The following is a 15,611-nucleotide window of genomic DNA, read 5'->3' as shown; positions in this document are numbered from 1 at the left end:
TTGCACGATCTACTGGTTGGATCCGGGGCTTGCCCCTCCCAGTTGTGCTCCAGTGCCCATAAAGTGTTGTTCAGAAGTGTTCATTGTCAACCCCCAACCTGTTCAGTTGTTCAGCCAGATTGTTCACTCTCGAACACCGCTTTTACCCCATTTCCTTACGGATCAAGCACCTGCCGTTTTTGGCATGAAATTCGCTCTGACGACTGGCCAGTTTCATTCCAATAATAAAAAGGTCGTGTCATGTCATTGACCCTGGAACATGTCTCCCGCGTCGTCTCCGGCCAAACCTGGATCGACGACGCCACCCTGCGTTTCGAGCCCGGCTCCTTCAACGTATTGCTTGGCCGCACCCTGTCCGGCAAGACCAGCCTGATGCGCCTGATGGCCGGCTTGGACAAGCCCGACAGCGGCCGCATTCTGATGAACGGCGTTGATGTCACCCACAAACCGGTGCGCCTGCGCAACGTCTCGATGGTGTATCAGCAGTTCATCAACTACCCGACCATGACCGTGTTTGAAAACATCGCCTCGCCGTTGCGCCAGGCCGGTGTGTCCAACGAGATCATCCAGAGCAAGGTGCAGGAAACCGCCAGGATGCTGCGCATCGAGAAATTTCTCCAGCGCCACCCGCTGGAATTGTCCGGTGGCCAGCAGCAGCGCACGGCCATGGCTCGCGCACTGGTCAAGGATGCCGAGCTGATCCTGTTCGACGAGCCTCTGGTAAACCTGGACTACAAACTGCGCGAAGAGCTGCGTCAGGAAATGCGTGAGCTGTTCCAGGCCCGCCACACCATCGCCATCTATGCCACCACCGAACCCAACGAGGCCCTGGCATTGGGCGGCACCACCACCATCCTTCACGAAGGCCGGGTGATCCAGAGCGGCAAGGCCGCCGAGGTGTACCACCAGCCGCAGACGGTGCTGGCGGCCGAACTGTTTTCCGAACCGCCGATCAACCTGATGCCGGGACGTATCAGCGGCAACGAGGTGAGCTTCGCCAACTTTGTGCACTTCCCGCTGAATGTCGACCTGCGCCCCATCGGCGAAGGCGAATTCCGCTTCGGTGTGCGCCCCAGCCACATCAGCCTGGTGCCGAGTAACGACGACGACCTGGAGTTGGCAGTCACCGTGGAAGTCGCCGAGATCAGCGGCTCGGAAACCTTCCTGCATGTGCGCAGCGAGCACTTCCTGCTGGTGCTGCACTTGCCGGGGGTGCACGAATACGACGTCGACGCGCCGATCCGCGTGTATATCCCCACCCATAAACTGTTTGTGTTCGATGGTCAGGGCCGTTTGGTCCAGGCCCCCGGACGCCGTGTCGCGAGGGTTGCCTGATGGCCGAGATCCACTTGCAGAACCTGGCGCACAGCTACAGCCCTACGCCGAATGGTCCGGAGGACTACGCCATTCGGGAAATGAACCACGTGTGGGAGCAGGGCGGCGCCTACGCATTGCTCGGCCCGTCCGGCTGCGGCAAGTCGACCCTGCTCAATATCATCTCCGGCCTGCTCAGCCCGTCCGAGGGCCAGGTGCTGTTTGACACCCAAGTGGTCAACGACCTCACGCCGGAGAAACGCAATATCGCCCAGGTGTTCCAGTTCCCGGTGGTGTACGACACCATGACGGTGTTCGACAACCTGGCCTTCCCGCTGCGTAACCAGGGCATGGCCGAGGCGAAAATCCACAGCAAAGTGCAGGAAATCGCCGAAGTCCTCGACCTGCAAAACCTGCTGACCAAAAAAGCCCGCAACCTCACCGCCGATGAAAAACAAAAAGTCTCCATGGGCCGCGGCCTGGTGCGCGACGACGTATCGGCGATCCTGTTTGACGAGCCGCTGACGGTGATCGACCCGCACCTGAAGTGGAAGCTGCGGCGCAAGCTCAAGCAGATTCACGAGCAGTTCAATATCACCATGGTCTACGTCACCCACGATCAGCTTGAGGCTTCCACCTTCGCCGACAAGATCGCGGTGATGTACGGCGGGCAGATCGTGCAGTTCGGCACGCCACGGGAACTGTTCGAGCGACCCAGCCACACCTTTGTCGGTTATTTCATCGGCAGCCCTGGGATGAATCTGATCGAAGTGCGGGCCGAGGCGGGCGGGGTGCAATTTGCCGGTACCCATCTGCCGTTGCCCGAGGCGTTGCAGCGACGCATTGCAGCGACGGACTACACCAAGCTGCAGGTGGGCATCCGCCCGGAATTTATCCACGTGTGGGACGAGCATAACCCCGACGCCATGCAGGCCAACGTCACGCACCTGGAAGACCTTGGCACCTACAAGATCATGACCCTCGACCTCGACGGCGCAACGCTCAAAGTGCGCCTGGCCGAAGACAAACCGGTGCCCGAGGGCCAGGCCTCCATCAGCTTTCCCGCGCAATGGCTGATGCTGTATGCCGACGACTACCTGCTGGAGGTGCAGCCATGAACAAGGTGCAGAACAACAAGGCCTGGTGGCTGGTATTGCCGGTATTCCTGCTGGTGGCATTCAGCGCGGTGATCCCGATGATGACCGTGGTCAACTACTCGGTGCAGGACATCTTCGACCAGTCCAGCCGCTACTTCGTCGGTGCCGACTGGTACAAACAGGTGCTGCTCGACCCGCGCCTGCATGACTCGCTGCTGCGCCAGTTCATCTACTCGGCGTGCGTGCTGTTGATCGAAATACCGCTGGGCATCGCCATCGCCCTGACCATGCCCACCAAGGGCCGCTGGTCGTCGTTGGTGCTGATCGTGCTGGCAATTCCGCTGCTGATCCCGTGGAACGTGGTGGGCACCATCTGGCAGATCTTCGGCCGTGCCGATATCGGCCTGCTGGGTTACAGCCTCAACGCCCTGGGCATCAGCTACAACTATGCGGCCAACACCATGGACGCCTGGGTCACCGTGCTGGTGATGGACGTGTGGCACTGGACCTCATTGGTGGCGCTGCTCTGCTACTCGGGCTTGCGCGCCATTCCGGACGTGTACTACCAGGCCGCGCGGATTGATCGGGCCTCCGCCTGGGCGGTGTTCCGACATATCCAACTGCCGAAGATGAAGAGCGTGTTGCTGATCGCGGTGATGCTGCGCTTTATGGACAGCTTCATGATCTACACCGAGCCGTTCGTCCTTACCGGCGGCGGGCCGGGGAACGCCACTACGTTCCTGAGCCAGACATTGACCCAGATGGCCGTAGGCCAATTCGACCTGGGCCCGGCGGCGGCGTTTTCCCTGGTGTACTTCCTGATCATCCTGTTGGTGTCCTGGCTGTTCTACACCGCCATGACCCACTCCGACGCCAACCGCTGAGGCCGCCAACATGAGTAAGCGCAAAGTCGTACCGCTGCTGATCTACATCCTGTTCCTGCTGGTGCCGATCTACTGGCTGCTGAACATGTCCTTCAAGAGCAACACCGAAATCCTCGGCGGGCTGACACTGTTTCCGCAGGATTTCACCCTGGCCAACTACAAGGTGATCTTCACCGACCCGAGCTGGTACACCGGCTACCTCAACTCGCTGTACTACGTGAGCCTGAACACGGTGATCTCCCTGACCGTGGCGCTGCCGGCAGCCTATGCCTTCTCGCGCTACCGCTTCCTGGGCGACAAGCACCTGTTCTTCTGGCTGTTGACCAACCGCATGGCGCCGCCGGCGGTGTTCTTGCTGCCGTTCTTCCAGTTGTATTCGTCCATCGGCCTGTTCGATACCCATATCGCGGTGGCCCTGGCGCATTGCCTGTTCAATGTGCCGTTGGCGGTGTGGATTCTGGAAGGTTTCATGTCTGGCGTGCCCAAGGAAATCGACGAAACCGCCTACATTGACGGCTACTCGTTTCCCAAGTTTTTCGTGAAGATTTTCATCCCGTTGATCGGCTCCGGCATCGGCGTCACCGCGTTTTTCTGCTTCATGTTTTCCTGGGTCGAGCTGCTGCTGGCGCGCACGCTGACCTCGGTCAACGCCAAGCCCATCGCGGCGGTCATGACGCGCACGGTGTCGGCATCGGGGATCGATTGGGGCGTGCTGGCGGCGGCGGGGGTGTTGACCATCCTGCCCGGCATGCTGGTGATCTGGTTTGTTCGCAACCACGTGGCCAAGGGCTTTGCCCTGGGCCGGGTCTGAGGAGTCGATGATGGAATGGATGGCCTGGACCACCCCCACTGCACTGTTCTTTGGCGGCATCGCGCTGATTCTGGCGGGCATGACCACCTGGGAACTGCGTTCGCCGAGCATCCCTCGGCGTGGGTTTCTACCGATCAGCACCACCCGTGGTGATCGCCTGTTTATCGGTCTTCTCGGCAGCGCCTACCTGCATTTGCTGGTTATCGGCGTTACCGACTGGAGCATCTGGGTGGCGTCCGCGCTGTCCCTGGTATGGCTGTTGAGCGTGATGCGTTGGGGCTAATGCCCTTATGAATAAACCCCCAGGAGGTCTCTATGTTGAATAAAAACAATAAGCTGCGACATAGCATTTCATTGGCCGCCGTACTGGCCCTCAGCGGTTTGAGCGCCACGGCATGGGCCGATGCGTATGAAGATGCCGCGAAAAAATGGATCGGCAGCGAGTTCAAACCGTCCACTCTCACCGAAGCCCAACAGCTCGAAGAGTTGAAATGGTTTATCAAAGCGTCGGAACCGTTCCGTGGGATGAAGATCAACGTGGTGTCGGAAACCCTCACCACCCACGAGTACGAATCCAAGGTGCTGGCCAAGGCCTTCACGGAAATCACCGGGATCAAGCTGACCCACGACCTGCTGCAGGAAGGCGACGTGGTGGAAAAGCTGCAAACCCAAATGCAGTCCGACAAAAATATCTATGACGGCTGGGTCAACGACTCGGACCTGATCGGCACGCACTTTCGCTACGGCAAGACCGAATCCATCACCGACCTGATGGCTAACGAAGGCAAAGACTTCACCTCGCCGACCCTCGACCTCAAGGACTTTATCGGCCTGTCGTTCACCACCGCGCCGGACGGCAAGATCTACCAGTTGCCCGACCAGCAGTTCGCCAACCTCTACTGGTTTCGCGCCGACTGGTTCGAGCGTCCGGAGCTCAAAGCCAAGTTCAAGGCAAAGTACGGCTACGACCTCGGCGTGCCGGTGAACTGGTCGGCCTATGAAGACATCGCCAAGTTCTTCACCGAAGACGTCAAGGAAATCGACGGCAAGCGTATCTACGGGCACATGGACTACGGCAAGAAAGACCCGTCCCTGGGCTGGCGCTTCACCGATGCGTGGTTCTCCATGGCCGGTGGCGGCGACAAGGGGTTGCCCAACGGCCTGCCGGTGGACGAGTGGGGCATCCGCGTGGAGGACTGCCACCCGGTGGGCTCCAGCGTCACCCGCGGCGGCGACACCAACGGCCCGGCCGCTGTATTTGCCACGCAAAAATACGTGGATTGGATGAAAGCCTACGCGCCACCGGAAGCGGCGGGCATGACCTTCTCCGAATCCGGCCCGGTGCCGTCCCAGGGCAATATCGCCCAGCAGATCTTCTGGTACACCGCGTTTACCGCCGACATGACCAAAGCAGGCCTGCCGGTGGTGAACGCCGACGGCACGCCGAAATGGCGCATGGCACCATCGCCTGTCGGACCTTACTGGGAAAAGGGCATGAAGAAGGGCTATCAGGACGTAGGCTCCTGGACCTTCCTCAAGTCGACGCCGGAAAAACAGAAACTCGCGGCTTGGCTGTATGCGCAGTTCGTGACCTCCAAAACCGTGTCGCTGAAGAAAACCATCGTCGGCCTGACGCCGATTCGTGAGTCCGACATCAATTCCCAAGCCATGACCGACATGGCGCCCAAACTCGGCGGCCTGGTGGAGTTCTACCGCAGCCCGGCACGGGTGGAATGGACCCCGACCGGCACCAACGTGCCGGACTACCCGCGCCTGGCGCAACTGTGGTGGAGCAATATCGCCGCCGCCGCCAGCGGCGAAAAAACCCCGCAACAGGCGCTGGACAACCTGGCCAAGGAACAGGACGCGATCATGACGCGCCTGGAACGCTCCAAGGTGCAACCGGTGTGTGGCCCGAAAATGAACCCCGAGCGTGACGCGCAATACTGGTTCGACCAACCGGGTGCGCCGAAGCCGAAACTGGCCAACGAGAAGCCTAAAGGCGAGACGGTGACCTACAGCGACCTGCTCAAATCGTGGGAGGCGGCGCGTAAGTAAACGCGGCGGGAAAGGCCTGAATGGCACGCTAGCGTGCCGTTCAGGCCAAGTTGCTGGCTTGGAGAAGCTGGCAGAAATCTAAATGTGGGAGCAACTGTCTGGATGACCCTAACGTTGGCATCGCTTTTTAAGACAGCCAAGCTCCCACAGCTCTCAAGCCGTGTGACCTTCAACCACACATCGCTGCCGATTTAGGCTAGCCGCCGTAAATGAGCCCGATGCCCTTAACTGAGCAGGCGTTCGACCTTTTCGCGGTCTAGCCTGTTGACGCTTTCGCGAATCAGCTGCTCTATCGCGTTCACAGCCTTGCTCAAGTAGTCGATATGGCTCTGCAAAGCCGGTTACTTCGCCGCAGGAGGCTGTTTTCAGGCGCCTTTTGTTATCGTCCCTCTGCTGAGCGAAGGTAAGCGTCCGGGGAAGTCATCTATCCGATCCCTGCGATGACTGGATGTGTACGGCAACGTCTTTCAGCACGCTTTTGCTTAGGTATTCACCCCTCCCTAACCCGCAAAAACTATATTCGCTAGCTCTTAAATCACTGTCGATTTCTCGGTGGAGACGTCGCTGCAGTCAGCTTACGATAGCGCGATCTGCACCTGTCTTCTCTCACCGGGGTACCACTGAATGACGCCACTAAGTGCGGTTTTCCGCAAACTTCACCCCGCTAATTTGTTGGTACTCGCCAACGTGAGCGATGCTGGCAGCGCACGTATGGTCGAAAGTGTTGGGAGTAAGGCAATCGCGACCAGCAGCGCCGCCGTTGCTTGGGCGCATGGATACCAAGATGGCAATCAACTTCCCCTAAAACTGCTGACTACTACAGTTGAGTCAATGGTTCGAGTGCTTACAGTTCCCCTCACGGTCGATGTCGAAGGGGGCTATTGCGACGACCTCGCCGCTGTTTCCCGCATCTCGAAAGCGATTTTTACACCCATTCGATGACGAGGCTACGGTCTATGAGATCTTACAATCACGCTCTTCCGCCCAGAAGCGAGATGGTGAATGCGATGCTATGCAGTGATACCGCCTATGAGGGCGTTTTTTTCACTGCTGTCAAAACTACAGGTATTTTTTGCCGCCCTACATGTAGTGCACGTAAGCCAAAGCCCGAGAATGTAGAGTTTTTTTCGCAGGCTAACGAAGCGATGGCAGCAGGTTATCGGCCTTGCTTACGATGCAAGCCATTGGATCTCGCAGCTTGCGCGCCAGATTGGGTCAAGGCGCTACTGGCCTCTGTATCTGCATCACCTGACGCTCGCTGGAGTGATGCTGACCTAACTACGCGTGGTATCGATCCGTTACGCTTACGCAGGTGGTTCAAACAAAATTTTGGCATGACTTTTCATGCATGGATCCGTTCTAGAAGGCTCGGTGTTGCCCTAGGCCGGATTTCTTCGGGCGAAACGCTGGATAACACCGCATTTGACTTAGGGTACGAGTCATTGAGTGGCTTTAGAGATGCTTTCAAAAAAACATTTCAGATGCCCCCTGGTAAGGCAGCTGAAACGTCGCTCCTGCTATATCGCCATTTGACTACACCGTTGGGCCCAATGATCGCCATGGCAGAGGAGCGAGGTTTGGTACTCCTCGAATTTCTTGACCGCCCGGCCCTAACCGCTGAATTAAACGAACTGCGTGGGCGTCATGGGTATTCAATCGCACCGGGTGAGCATGTCTACATCAAGCAGATCGAAGTTCAATTAAAACTTTATTTTGATGGAAAGCTAAAAAGGTTTTCAGTACCGCTCTATATGCCAGGCAGCTCTTTTGACAGGCTTGTGTGGGCAGAGCTTCTAAAAATCGACTATGGAACTATTTCAAGCTACGGTGCCATCGCTAGGGGCATCGGTAAGCCAGGTGCAAGCCAAGCAGTGGGCAATGCAAATGGACACAATCGCTTATCCATTGTCGTCCCCTGTCACCGTGTCATAGCGGCAAATGGTGCACTCGCCGGATATGGCGGAGGACAGCCCCGGAAAGAGTTTTTACTGCATTTGGAAAAAACTGCTTTGCAGATGACTCAACAAAACGAACTCCTGTTGAGTTAGTTGCTAGTCAGAATATACGCAGACACAAAGACTCCTCAGCGCGTCTTTTGTAAAGCTCCTTGGGTGTCGACCTTGGGCATCAACTGCGCAGCCAGTGTGCGCAGTTGTTCGGGGTCGAGTTCGACCGTAACCGTCCGAGCAACACATCTTCCTGATGCCATCGGTTAAGGCGATGGTGTCCACCTAAATTTAAGTGGACACCATTTTTAGCCTTTTTAAGCGGACGCCCATGCCACAAGAACGCCGTTCCTATTCCAAGTCCTTCAAGGCCCAGGTCATTACTGAGTGCGCCCATCCTGACACTTCAATTGCCAATGTCGCCTTGACCCACAACCTCAATGCAAACCTCGTCCATAAATGGATTCGGGTGCATGCGCAGAAAAACCTGGCACTGCAAACTGCCTTCATCCCGGTCAAGACTTCGCCGCCGGTGCCGATGCATCAGGCCCTTCCTGCCACGATCCGAATCGAAGTGCCGCATCCAAAAGGTGTAGTCGTGGTGAGTTGGCCAGCAGAAAATGCAGCGGCGTGTTCTGCTTTCCTACGAGACCTGCTGCGATGATCCGCGTCGATTCCATCTGGCTCGCCACCGAGCCCATGGACATGCGCGCCGGCACTGAAACCGCGCTCGCACGAGTCGTGGCGGTGTTCGGTGCGGCGAAGCCGCACTGTGCCTATCTGTTCGCCAACCGCCGCGCCAATCGAATGAAAGTGCTGGTGCATGACGGCGTGGGGATTTGGCTTGCCGCCCGGCGTTTGAATCAAGGACGCTTCTTCTGGCCGGGTGTGCGACACGGCTCCGAAGTTGAGTTGGATGCCGAGCAACTTCAGGCCCTGGTGCTCGGTTTACCTTGGCAGCGCGTCGGTGCAGGCGGAATCATCTCGATGCTTTAACATCTGCCATGGCGTGCTTGCCAGCGCAATTGGCCCATCAGTCTATCGTCGCCATCAGCCCTCTCTGGCAAAATCGGCGGCATGACTTTGCATCCAAATCTCGATCAATTAAACCCTGAACAACTGCGTGCCCTGGCGGCGCAGTTGATCCAGCGCGTCGAGACAATGGACAAGCAAATCACTCATCACAAGTCGGTCAACGAGAAACTGGCCCACGAGATCGCGCTGCTCAAACGCTTCAAGTTTGCCAAGCGCAGCGAGCAGTTGAGCCCGGATCAAGCCAGCCTGCTCGACGACTTGATCGATACGGATATCGCCGCTATCGAAGCCGAACTTGAGGCGCTGCAACCGGCACCTGTCGAAGCCAAAGTGCGCCAGCAACCCAAGCGCGCACCGCTGCCACCGCAGTTTCCTCGCACACTGATCCATCACGAACCGGACAACAGCCACTGCCAGTGCGGCTGCGCCCTCAAGCGCATCGGCGAAGACGCCAGCGAAAAGCTCGACTACACGCCCGGCGTATTCACCGTCGAGCGTCACATCCGTGGAAAGTGGGCCTGCGAGCAGTGTGAAACGCTAATCCAGGCGCCGGTACCGGCGCACGTCATCGACAAAGGCGTCCCGACCGCAGGCCTGCTGGCCCACATCATGGTGGCCAAGTTCGCCGACCATCTGCCGCTGTATCGCCAAGAGAAAATCTTCGGCCGCGCCGGGCTGCCCATCGCCCGTTCGACACTGGCGCAGTGGGTGGGTCAAACCGGCGTACAACTGCAACCGCTCGTGGAAGCACTGCGCGAGGCAGTGCTGGCCCAGCGAGTCGTCCATGCCGATGAAACACCCGTGCAGATGCTGGCACCGGGTGAAAAGAAAACGCACCGAGCGTATGTCTGGGCCTACTGCACGACACCATTCTCGGCACTGAAGGCGGTAGTCTACGACTTCAGCCCGAGCCGTGCTGGCGAACATGCGCGCAACTTCCTGGGCACTTGGAACGGCAAGCTGGTCTGCGATGGCTTCGCAGGCTACAAGGCCGGCTTCGAAGGGCGCATCACCGAAATCGGCTGCATGGCCCATGCTCGCCGCAAGTTCTTCGACCTGCATGTGGCGAACAAAAGCCAACTGGCCGAACAGGCGCTGCACTCAATCGGCGGCCTATACGAGGTTGAACGAAAGGCCAAAGAGATGAGCGATGAAGATCGCTGGCGATTACGTCAAGAAATGGCGATTCCTATCGCGGAGAAGTTGCATGAGTGGATGCTGGCTCAGCGCGAACTTGTGCCCGAGGGCTCGGCCACAGCCAAGGCTCTGGATTACAGCCTGAAACGCTGGGTAGCGCTGACGCGCTACCTCAATGATGGTGCTGTGCCCATCGACAACAATCGGGTCGAAAATACGATCCGGCCTTGGGCCCTTGGCCGTTCGAATTGGCTCTTCGCCGGATCACTGCGCAGCGGTAAACGAGCGGCGGCAATTATGAGCTTGATTCAATCGGCACGCATGAATGGGCATGATCCGTTCGCGTATCTCAAGGATGTACTGACGCGGTTGCCGACACAGAGGGCCAGTGCAATTGACCAATTACTACCGCATCAATGGGCACAGGGCTCCTAACACGCTATGAGCTACATTCAGTCCGACGCGTCTGAATCTAATGGTGTCGATGGAGGTATTTGCCATGCGGGTTTTTTGTCATCCTGACTGTCGAAAATACGCCGCGCCTTGCGGAAATCCTCAACGTTCTCGACAACCCAAGTCCAGATAGGTGACATGCGGATCAACAGTCCCATACCCAGCGGCGTCAGCTCATACTCGACACGTGGCGGAATCTCACCGAACTCCCGCCGAACCACTAGCCCATCCCGCTCCATGGAGCGTAGCGTCTTGGTTAACATCCGCTGAGTCACCCCAGTCATCTGCCTTTTTATTTCGGCATGGCGCATCGTGCCGTAAACCCCCAGGGCATGCAGAATACCTAACGACCAGCGGCTACCTGCGTGAGCAAGCACTTCTCGTCTGACGCCATCATCGTCTTCTCTAAGCGTTCGGCAAATTGTTTCTGCCTGGCTGAGAGCCTCCTGATCGGTCATTTCATTCTCTGGTATCACAGGTGTGCCTTCTTACGAACGTTGCCTAATCGTGCAAGCATTTGTTCATCTTACAGGCAACAGGTCTCAGGAGAAATCATGACCGAAGTGACCCAGCTTTCCCCCCAATCCATTCTCGTTCTAGGCGCCGGTGAGCTTGGGCTGCCGGTTCTGCGCAATCTTGCGCGAGTAGCAAAGCGCGCGCCCGGCTCCACAATCAGCGTCCTGCTCAGGGATTCGACCATCAACACTCAGGTGCCCGAGAAAAAGGTCGAAATCGATGAGCTTCGAGATCTTGGCATCCAGATGGTGGCCGCAGATCTCGTGAATAATTCAATCGATCAGTTGGCTGAAGTGTTCGCACGGTTCGATACCGTAATAGGCTGCGCAGGCATGGTTGCAGGCCGGGAAACCCCGATGAAGCTGGCTACAGCAGCTCTCAAGTCCGGTGTGAAGCGCTACTTTCCTTGGCAGTTTGGTGTCGACTTCGAGGTAATCGGTCGGGGCAGTCCTCAAGATCTGTTCGATGCTCAGCTTGATGTACGCGAATTGCTTCGCGCCCAGGATAAAACTGAATGGGTAATCATCTCGACGGGTATGTTCACCAGCTTTCTATTCGAGCCAGTATTCGAGGTGGTTGACTTCGAAAACGATACCGTGAACGCGCTAGGCAGTCTTGAGACCAGCGTGACGCTCACGACTCCAGAAGACATTGGTGCGTTGACAGCGGAAATTGTTTTCTTCGAACCTCGCTTCCGCGATCAGATTGTGTACCTCTCGGGAGATACAGTGACGTACGGAGAGGTTGCGAGCCTCCTCGAACGTGTACTGGGTCGCCCGTTCAAACGTAACGTGTGGACTGTTCCGTACTTGCTCCAAGAATTGGAGAGAGACCCAACGCATCACATCAAGAAGTACCGCGCTGTGTTCGCCCAGGGCAGAGGCGTGGCCTGGCCTAAAGCAGGCACTTTCAACGCGCAGCAGTCGACTCAAGTCACGACCGCTGAGGAGTGGGCCCGTGCAAATCTGGCAACCTCATCAGCATAAGGGCAGTAGCTGAACGAACGTTCTCGCGCTCGGAGTTGACCCGCTAAAAAGCTCCTCAGTCTGATAATGGGCGCTGATAACCGAAGCTAAGGCGCGGAGAATGGGTCTGGTAATCCAAGACGACCGAATCTTTATCTTATCCGCACCATCTGCCGAGGTCTGAGGCGTCCCACTTCACTATCTATTGAGTTTTCTAAGCGCGAATTCCGAACCACGGTGACTTAACCAAGCGCTTACTAAAGCCTTGCAAATGAGCGTGGTTTTGAGGAGCACGGGGGAGAATGGTGTGGTCAAGGTGTGTCTGCCGGACGCTTACTTAATGGATTTCGTAGTGCGATGTTAACCGACAACCAAACAGACAAACAGACGCGTTTAAGGCCTCGTCAAGGCGTATTCACCACCCGCTTACCGTTAGCGCAATTTACCCCAACGTCAACCTGATGAACTCGAGCTTCAAGGCTGTCCTTGGAAACATCAATGCCTGGTGAATAGGAAAACATAGCCAAACCCACTTGCTCCCGATGGCTGCTTGTCAGGCGCCTATTTTTTGGATCTGACTGAGTACATATCCGTTGCTGCGGTAACGGCTGATATGGGTTCCGCTTTTACAGCGGCTCACTTTTGAAAAGTGCAAAAGTAAGCAAAACGCTCTTGCCCCAACACTCGGCACCTCGCCCAGGCTCGGTGTGCCCGTAATCCGACATTGATTTGAGGGGCCGCCACCACGCGCCATTCATGGCGCGGGGCGGCTAAACCGGCATCCCTGCCGGTTTACCCCAAATCAATGTCGAATTACGGCCAGCGTGTTTGACGGGGCGCCTGAGATCACAATCAAAAGCAACAGCCAAAGCAACAGCAAACAGTCCCCTGCGCGCTTCACCCATTGACCGCCTATCCCCACCCTCCCAAACCCAATTGAATTTTCCCCACCTGCCCATGCTCTTTCCTATAGAAGCGCCGCACGGCGAGCGCTCTTGCGGGGCCTTCATGCAAGAAGGCCGGGTTGTATAGGACATTGCGGGAACTGCCATCATGACGCTACTAACGGCGCTGTCGGGCCAGCCGGCCTCTGTGCATCACTCGGGCTACGGTGAGTATCAGCGAGTCTATCAACAGCTGTATGACGAAGTGCCGGACGCCGGCGCGCTGGCGCGCGAGTTTCTGCAAGCGCAGTTGGCGCAGGTTCGGCACGCGGCCAACGAGCTGCCCGACGAACCGCAGCATTTGTGTGCCTGGGTCGAACAGCGCTGCGCCGTCGTCGCCCAGGCCTACGCCGAGTACCTTGAACAACGCCAGCAAGGCCGACCACGTCGTTACTTTCGCAACAAAGCCCATGCGCTGTATGTGCTGCAACGCGTGGCCCCGACCAAACAGGTGGATGGCGCCTGGCTGTACGGTTTACTGCACCACTGGCAAGACCAGCGTTTCGACGGCCTGATCACCACCTATCTCGAAGAGTTGGGCGACGGTGAGGCCGCGCAGAATCATGTGGTGATCTACCGCAAGTTGCTCAGCGAACACGATGCTGACAGCGATGCCGGCCTTGAGGATGAGCACTATGTGCAAGGCGCCCTGCAAATGGCCTTGGGCCTGTGCGCCGAAGAGTTCTTGCCGGAGGTGATCGGCTACAACCTGGGCTACGAACAGCTGCCGCTGCACCTGTTGATCAGCGCGTATGAACTGAGTGAGTTGGGCATCGACCCTTATTACTTCACGCTTCACGTGACCATCGACAATGCCAGCAGCGGCCACGCCTGCAAGGCGGCGCAGTCGGTGCTGAACCTGCTGCCGCTGGGCGAGGGCAGGGCGCAGTTCTATCAGCGTGTGGCCCAGGGCTACCGTCTCAACGATCTCGGGCCGGGCACCACGGCCGTGATCGAGCGTTTCAACCTGCACGACGAAGTGGTGGCGATGCTCGAACGCAAGCGCACTTTCGGCCAGCACATGCATTCGGACTATTGCCGCTTCGAAGGCAAGACCGTCAATCAGTGGCTGACCACGCCGGGGCAAATCCCCGGGTTTCTCCAGGCCCTGCAAGACAAGGGCTGGATCCGACTGAACCAGGACCCCGCCGACAGCCGTTTCTGGCAGTTGATCGAGGGCGCCGGCGCGGCGATGTTCGGCGTGTTCAGCGGCTATGAAAAACAACTGCTGCACGATTGGATTGCCGGGGAGTGGGCCAGCGACCAACGCGTGCCACCCGCCAGGCCTGGACGCGGCAGCCCGTTTTCCCGCGAGCAACAGCGCCCCACCGACCCGGACACCCAGGCCTTGGTGAACGCGCTGTACAACCTGACCGACGAGCAGCAGCTGCAGGCGCTGATCCCGTGGCTGTCCGCCCGCCGTCATTGCACCCCGGCCGGTCTGTACGCCACCCGCCGTTTTATCCAGCTGCGCACGCGTCTACGCTAAGGAGCGACCCCATGTCCGCACAACAACTCGCCGACCGCGCCTTACTGAACCTGGGCAGGGGCTTGAAAGAAAGTGGCTACCGGTTCATCACCCCCACCCCTTTGACCCACGAGCGGGTGTACCGGCGCCTGGGGACACCGCTGGCGATGAACGTGCGCGATGTGTTCGGCTGGTCGATGCCGTTTGACAATGACCTGCTGCCCGCCGCGTTTCGCGATGAGTTGCAGCAAGCGGATGTGATCGAAAAACACGACGCGCTGTGGCGCAGTAACGTGCGCTGGTCGAGCCTTGGGGACCTGCTGTTCGCCCATTCGCCGTACCCCACCACTCAAGCGGACGCGGTGTTTTTCGGGCCTGACAGCTATCGTTTTGCGCAGGTGATCGAAGCCCATCTGCAACAGCGTTTCGAGCCGCTCAAATGCGCGGTCGACATCGGCTGCGGCGCGGGCGTGGGCGCGCTGGTCATTGCCCATGCACGGCCTGATGCGCAGGTGGTGGCGGTGGACATCAACCCGCGCGCCCTGCGTATGACGGCGGTGAACGCCGAGTTGGCCGGCCTGGGCAACGTCAGTGTGTACCAGAGCGACCTGCTGGCGAGCCTGCAAGGTTCATTCGACTTGATCGTCGCCAACCCGCCCTACATGAACGACGATCGGCAGCGCGCCTACCGGCATGGCGGCGGTGCATTGGGGGAGCAACTGTCGGTGCGCATCGTCAGTGAATCCCTCGGGCGCCTGGCCCTGGGTGGCAGCCTGGTGCTGTATACCGGCGTGGCGATGGTCGCGGGCGAGGATCCGTTCCTGGAGGCGGTCAGGCCCTTGCTGGCCAGCGACGCCTACGGCTGGACCTACCGCGAACTGGACCCTGACGTCTTCGGCGAAGAACTCGATAAACCTGGCTATGAGCGCGTCGAACGGATCGCCGTGGTCGCGCTCACCGTCACCCGGTTGCGTTGACGGCCC

14 protein-coding genes and 1 pseudogene are annotated in these 15,611 nt (G+C 58.3%); 14 read left to right on the top strand and 1 reads right to left on the bottom strand.

Annotation, left to right across the window (positions count from 1 at the left end; genetic code table 11):
* The first annotated feature begins 240 nt into the window (after window positions 1–240).
* From KSS96_RS17425 to tnpC, 11 genes and pseudogenes are all read left to right on the top strand, one after another.
* Window positions 241–1,335 (top strand): ABC transporter ATP-binding protein, encoded by a 1,095-nt coding sequence (locus tag KSS96_RS17425; protein WP_065877376.1) that lies wholly within the window; start codon window positions 241–243, stop codon window positions 1,333–1,335.
* Complete coding sequence (locus KSS96_RS17420; RefSeq protein WP_017527240.1) at window positions 1,335–2,432, top strand: ABC transporter ATP-binding protein; 1,098 nt, start codon at window positions 1,335–1,337, stop codon at window positions 2,430–2,432. The genes KSS96_RS17425 and KSS96_RS17420 overlap by 1 nt, the downstream gene beginning before the upstream one ends.
* On the top strand, window positions 2,429–3,295 hold the full coding sequence (locus KSS96_RS17415; RefSeq protein WP_017527241.1) for a carbohydrate ABC transporter permease: 867 nt from the start codon (window positions 2,429–2,431) through the stop codon (window positions 3,293–3,295). The genes KSS96_RS17420 and KSS96_RS17415 overlap by 4 nt, the downstream gene beginning before the upstream one ends.
* A gap of 10 nt (window positions 3,296–3,305) precedes the next feature.
* Window positions 3,306–4,106, top strand: a complete 801-nt coding sequence (locus KSS96_RS17410) for a carbohydrate ABC transporter permease (RefSeq protein WP_017527242.1) — start codon at window positions 3,306–3,308, stop codon at window positions 4,104–4,106.
* A gap of 10 nt (window positions 4,107–4,116) precedes the next feature.
* Window positions 4,117–4,389, top strand: coding sequence for a DUF2160 domain-containing protein (locus KSS96_RS17405; RefSeq protein ID WP_003232363.1), 273 nt, complete (start codon window positions 4,117–4,119; stop codon window positions 4,387–4,389).
* 32 nt (window positions 4,390–4,421) lie between these two features.
* Entirely contained in the window at window positions 4,422–6,164 is a 1,743-nt protein-coding gene (locus KSS96_RS17400) for an ABC transporter substrate-binding protein (RefSeq protein ID WP_065877374.1), read from the top strand.
* Between the two features lie 624 nt (window positions 6,165–6,788).
* Window positions 6,789–7,088: pseudogene (locus KSS96_RS17395) on the top strand (isocitrate lyase/phosphoenolpyruvate mutase family protein); the annotation flags it as partial.
* Window positions 7,089–7,120: 32 nt separating this feature from the next.
* Window positions 7,121–8,212, top strand: a complete 1,092-nt coding sequence (locus KSS96_RS17390) for a bifunctional transcriptional activator/DNA repair enzyme AdaA (RefSeq protein WP_217855141.1) — start codon at window positions 7,121–7,123, stop codon at window positions 8,210–8,212.
* 229 nt (window positions 8,213–8,441) lie between these two features.
* On the top strand, window positions 8,442–8,774 hold the full coding sequence (gene tnpA / locus KSS96_RS17385) for an IS66-like element accessory protein TnpA (protein ID WP_003173944.1): 333 nt from the start codon (window positions 8,442–8,444) through the stop codon (window positions 8,772–8,774).
* Window positions 8,771–9,106: an IS66 family insertion sequence element accessory protein TnpB gene (gene tnpB / locus KSS96_RS28040; RefSeq protein WP_003177794.1), complete on the top strand. Its 336-nt coding sequence runs from the start codon at window positions 8,771–8,773 to the stop codon at window positions 9,104–9,106. Before tnpA ends, tnpB begins: the two co-directional genes overlap by 4 nt.
* Window positions 9,107–9,187: 81 nt before the next feature.
* On the top strand, window positions 9,188–10,717 hold the full coding sequence (gene tnpC / locus KSS96_RS17375) for an IS66 family transposase (RefSeq protein ID WP_065877371.1): 1,530 nt from the start codon (window positions 9,188–9,190) through the stop codon (window positions 10,715–10,717).
* A 17-nt stretch (window positions 10,718–10,734) separates the two neighbouring features.
* Here the strand turns inward: tnpC and KSS96_RS17370 are convergent, their stop codons facing one another.
* Window positions 10,735–11,193 carry a winged helix-turn-helix transcriptional regulator gene (locus tag KSS96_RS17370; protein ID WP_003429427.1) on the bottom strand — a complete coding sequence of 153 codons (459 nt, stop codon included), beginning with the start codon at window positions 11,191–11,193 and terminating at the stop codon, window positions 10,735–10,737.
* A gap of 96 nt (window positions 11,194–11,289) precedes the next feature.
* Here KSS96_RS17370 and KSS96_RS17365 point away from each other — a divergent pair, with 96 nt between their 5' ends.
* The 3 genes from KSS96_RS17365 (at window position 11,290) to KSS96_RS17355 (ending at window position 15,605) form a co-directional block, all read left to right on the top strand.
* The gene (locus KSS96_RS17365) at window positions 11,290–12,237 is read left to right on the top strand and encodes an aromatic alcohol reductase (RefSeq protein ID WP_003173940.1); all 948 of its coding nucleotides are present in this window, start codon (window positions 11,290–11,292) and stop codon (window positions 12,235–12,237) included.
* A 1,032-nt stretch (window positions 12,238–13,269) separates the two neighbouring features.
* Window positions 13,270–14,649 carry an iron-containing redox enzyme family protein gene (locus KSS96_RS17360; RefSeq protein WP_017527247.1) on the top strand — a complete coding sequence of 460 codons (1,380 nt, stop codon included), beginning with the start codon at window positions 13,270–13,272 and terminating at the stop codon, window positions 14,647–14,649.
* Window positions 14,650–14,660: 11 nt separating this feature from the next.
* On the top strand, window positions 14,661–15,605 hold the full coding sequence (locus KSS96_RS17355; RefSeq protein ID WP_017527248.1) for a methyltransferase: 945 nt from the start codon (window positions 14,661–14,663) through the stop codon (window positions 15,603–15,605).
* The last annotated feature ends 6 nt before the right edge of the window (window positions 15,606–15,611 follow it).

Origin of the sequence: Pseudomonas asgharzadehiana (assembly GCF_019139815.1) — a bacterium.
GTDB classification, from domain to species: domain Bacteria; phylum Pseudomonadota; class Gammaproteobacteria; order Pseudomonadales; family Pseudomonadaceae; genus Aquipseudomonas; species Aquipseudomonas asgharzadehiana.
This window is presented reverse-complemented; position numbering and strand designations above follow the sequence as displayed.